The 3152-nt window shown below is 59.2% G+C and carries 4 protein-coding genes; 3 read left to right on the top strand and 1 reads right to left on the bottom strand.

Features of this window, described 5'->3' with window-relative positions:
* Nucleotides 1-239 (bottom strand): type II toxin-antitoxin system ParD family antitoxin (locus B3605_RS09940; RefSeq protein WP_296433638.1); only part of this gene is annotated, 239 nt, incomplete at its 3' end.
* Nucleotides 240-373: 134 nt separating this feature from the next.
* Here B3605_RS09940 and zwf point away from each other — a divergent pair.
* From zwf to B3605_RS09925, 3 genes are all read left to right on the top strand, one after another.
* A complete protein-coding gene (gene zwf / locus B3605_RS09935) occupies nucleotides 374-1897 on the top strand; it encodes a glucose-6-phosphate dehydrogenase (RefSeq protein ID WP_296433637.1) in 1524 nt (507 codons plus the stop codon).
* A 441-nt stretch (nucleotides 1898-2338) separates the two neighbouring features.
* Nucleotides 2339-2467 carry a hypothetical protein gene (locus B3605_RS09930; protein ID WP_018896989.1) on the top strand — a complete coding sequence of 43 codons (129 nt, stop codon included), beginning with the start codon at nucleotides 2339-2341 and terminating at the stop codon, nucleotides 2465-2467.
* A gap of 190 nt (nucleotides 2468-2657) precedes the next feature.
* A complete protein-coding gene (locus B3605_RS09925; protein ID WP_210297389.1) occupies nucleotides 2658-3086 on the top strand; it encodes a hypothetical protein in 429 nt (142 codons plus the stop codon).
* Nucleotides 3087-3152: the final 66 nt, after the last annotated feature.

The following is a 3152-nucleotide window of genomic DNA, read 5'->3' as shown; positions in this document are numbered from 1 at the left end:
TGGCGGCGTGCTTCAGTGGCCGACACTACCCGGGAAGGATCGGCGTCCAACGCCTTCATCGTTGGAACGACCTCTTCGCGAAGCCACTTTTCGACAGCGGCATCCTGATTGACAAGCGCTCGCAGACCATCGCGAATAACTTCGCTTTCGCTGGCATATTCTCCGGACTGAACCTTCTCCTTCACCATCTGCGCCATCTCGATGGGGAGCGTGATGCTGAGCGCCCGCGTTGTTCTCATCTTCAACCTCACTTGAGTATGATTTAATCGTATCAGAAAAATCATATAGAATGAAGAGCGGACACACTCCCCTCCCCCGCTTGGCACCCCATCCACCCGCTCTATCTTCCCCCTCCCATATCAAGGAGATCATCATGGACGCAGCTCCCAGCCCGCCGGTCACGCTTGTCATCTTCGGGGCCACCGGAGACCTCACCCGGCGGCTGCTTGTTCCCGCGATCATCAACCTCACCCAGAGCGGGCTGACCGGCGAGGATCTCCGTATTCTCGGCGTCGGCATCGAGCCGGGTGACGATGCGATGCTGGTGGCGCGGCTTGATGATTTCCTGAAGACGCTCGATGATGGCGGAGCGCATGCTGAAAGTGATGGCTGGAAGAGCCTCAGCAAGCGGATCGCCTATACGTCGGGCGATTTCACCAGGGACGAGATCTATCTCGACATCAAGGCGCGGCTCGAGAAGGCGCCGAGCGGTAATGCCGCCTTCTATCTTGCCGTGCCGCCGCAATTCTTCGGGACGATCGTCGAGAAACTGGCCGAACACGGGCTGACCAAGGAAACCGACAGCGCGTTTCGGCGGATCGCCATCGAGAAACCGTTCGGGACCGATCTTGCCTCGGCCAAGGCGCTCAATGCGCGCATCCTCTCCAAGGTCTCGGAAAGCCAAGTCTACCGGCTCGATCATTTCCTCGGAAAGGAGACGGTGCAGAACATCCTGACCACGCGCTTCGCCAACATGATGATCGAGGCTCTCTGGAACAACAACTATATCGACCACGTGCAGATCACCGCCGCCGAGACGGTCGATGTCGGCAGCCGCGGCAAGTTCTACGATGCGACGGGTGCGCTGCGCGACATGGTGCCGAACCATCTGTTCCAGCTGCTCGCCATGATCGCCATGGAGGCGCCGAACGGGTTCGGGGCGGAGGCGATCCGCAGTGAAAAGAGCAAGGCGCTCAGCGCGCTCAGGATCTACACGCCCGAGGAAGCGGCCGAGCATGGGGTGCGCGGCGTCTATACCAGCGGCCCTCTCAACGGCAACCCGGTCATCGCTTTCCGCGAGACCAAGGACGTGTCGCCTGACACGAGGACGGAGACCTTCGTTGCGCTGAAGCTTTATGTCGACACCTGGCGCTGGGCGGGCGTTCCCTTTTATCTCCGCACGGGCAAGGCGATGAAGGCGCGCGATACCGAGATCGTCGTCACCTTCCGCCAAGTGCCCTTCGCGCAGTTTCGAGAGACCGACATCAAGCGCAGCCTGCCGCCGAACCGACTGGTCATCCAGGTGCAGCCGGATGAGGGCTTGAGCGTCGAACTGTCGATCAAATCGCCGGGGCTTTCGGTCGACACGGTGCCTGTCTCGCTCGACTTCCGCTATGCCGACAAGTTCGATATCGGCAAGATGACGGGCTACGAGTCCCTGCTCTACGATCTCTTCATCGGCGACCAGACGCTGTTTCAGCGCGCCGACGGCATCGAGGCGGGCTGGGCGGCCGTGCAGCCCTTCCTCGATCTCTGGGGCAAGAGCGATGAACAACCGGAGCCCTACCTGCCGGGAAGCATGGGGCCGACCTGCGCCGACGAGCTGATCCGAAAAGATGGCCGGCAATGGCACGAGCTGGGTGTTATTCTACACAACCCAAAAAGCGCACATGAATAAAAATACACTCTTATGTTAGTATATCCGGAACAACCATGCTCGCGAGCCGGCCTTCCGAAATAAACCCATAATATTTACGGGAAACGGCCCGCTTCGCCGCTGAAAGGCGGTACCAAGTACAAAAAAGGTAGAAGTTGACCGGTTACTTCCTGGGATCCAAGCTTTTACTGCTGACAGAGTTGCTTTTCCAGTGCGACAAAGAAGGCGGGGGCCCGTCTCACCCCGACGGGCCCTTCTTGGGTTCCTAGTTGTTTTTTTGCTTATGTCAGGCAAAAAAATCGAATTGTTAATGACCGATTAACATATTTACTTGCGCTCTTCAGCGGCCTTGCTAAATCTACCCTCTAATCTGGGGTATTGATGATGACGGATATTCAGTCTTCCAAGAATCGATCCAATTCGGACCAGCGAATGGAGACCTGCCGGTCCGAATTCGAACCCATGCTCTTCGAACTTATCCGTGACGGAGAGAAGAGAGGGTGGAAAGCCGCCGAAATCGCCATGGCGCTTGCCGACGCGGCTGATGACGTCATCCTGAAGCTTGCCCGCGAGACAAAAAGCAAGCACTGACACCCCATCGGTCTGCCTGAACCAAGACCGCGTCAGGATCGATTTTCCGGGCCGAAACCCACTTTCGGCGAGCGGCGATAACACATACAATCACGACTGATTTGGCATTCATCACTGATTTGGCCTGTCGTGAGCCATCGTCCGATGTCTCCCAGCAAGCAGTGTGGTCGCGCAACGGCGGGAGGCGATATTGCAGTGGTTTGCGGCAGCACTTCTGGCTTGCGGATGCGTCAACCTCGCCGAATTCCCCGACTTTCCGCCGGCGAAGGATTATGTCGCCACGACATCGTGCAATCTCAGCGCTGATCCGGCCGGATGTCGGGATACGCGCGCTGGGTGGGCGATGACTTATGCGAGCGCGGTCGGTGGGGGTTACGAGAGCCAGAGGGCGGTCGCGCTTTGCCTCAGCACCGGGTGCGATACGGCCATCGTCGAAGACAAGGTTTTGGGCTGCGCGTGGCGGCATGTGATGGTTGGCGCGAAGCATGTGGCGACGGCGGAGAGTGACCGGGCGGCCGTGGAGCGGTTTTGTGGCGGCAACGCGCTGGATGAGGCCGATCGGCAGACGGCGCGGGATCAGGCTGCCGTGTGGATGCAGTTGGTTGGGGTGACGCAGTAGGGTTTGTTGGCGGCTTAGGTGGTCGCTTGCGTTTGCGCGTGTGGCCCCCCTCATCCGCCTGCCGGC

This window comes from Rhizobium sp. UBA1881, from assembly GCF_002338015.1.
Classification (GTDB): Bacteria; Pseudomonadota; Alphaproteobacteria; order Rhizobiales; family Rhizobiaceae; genus Rhizobium.
This window is presented reverse-complemented; position numbering and strand designations above follow the sequence as displayed.

Bases quoted from the DNA above. Each gene is read 5' to 3' on its own strand.
- zwf (WP_296433637.1), top strand. From the start codon at position 374: ATGGACGCAGCTCCCAGCCCGCCGGTCACGCTTGTCATCTTCGGGGCC.
- B3605_RS09930 (WP_018896989.1), top strand. From the start codon at position 2,339: ATGCTCTTCGAACTTATCCGTGACGGAGAGAAGAGAGGGTGGAAAGCC.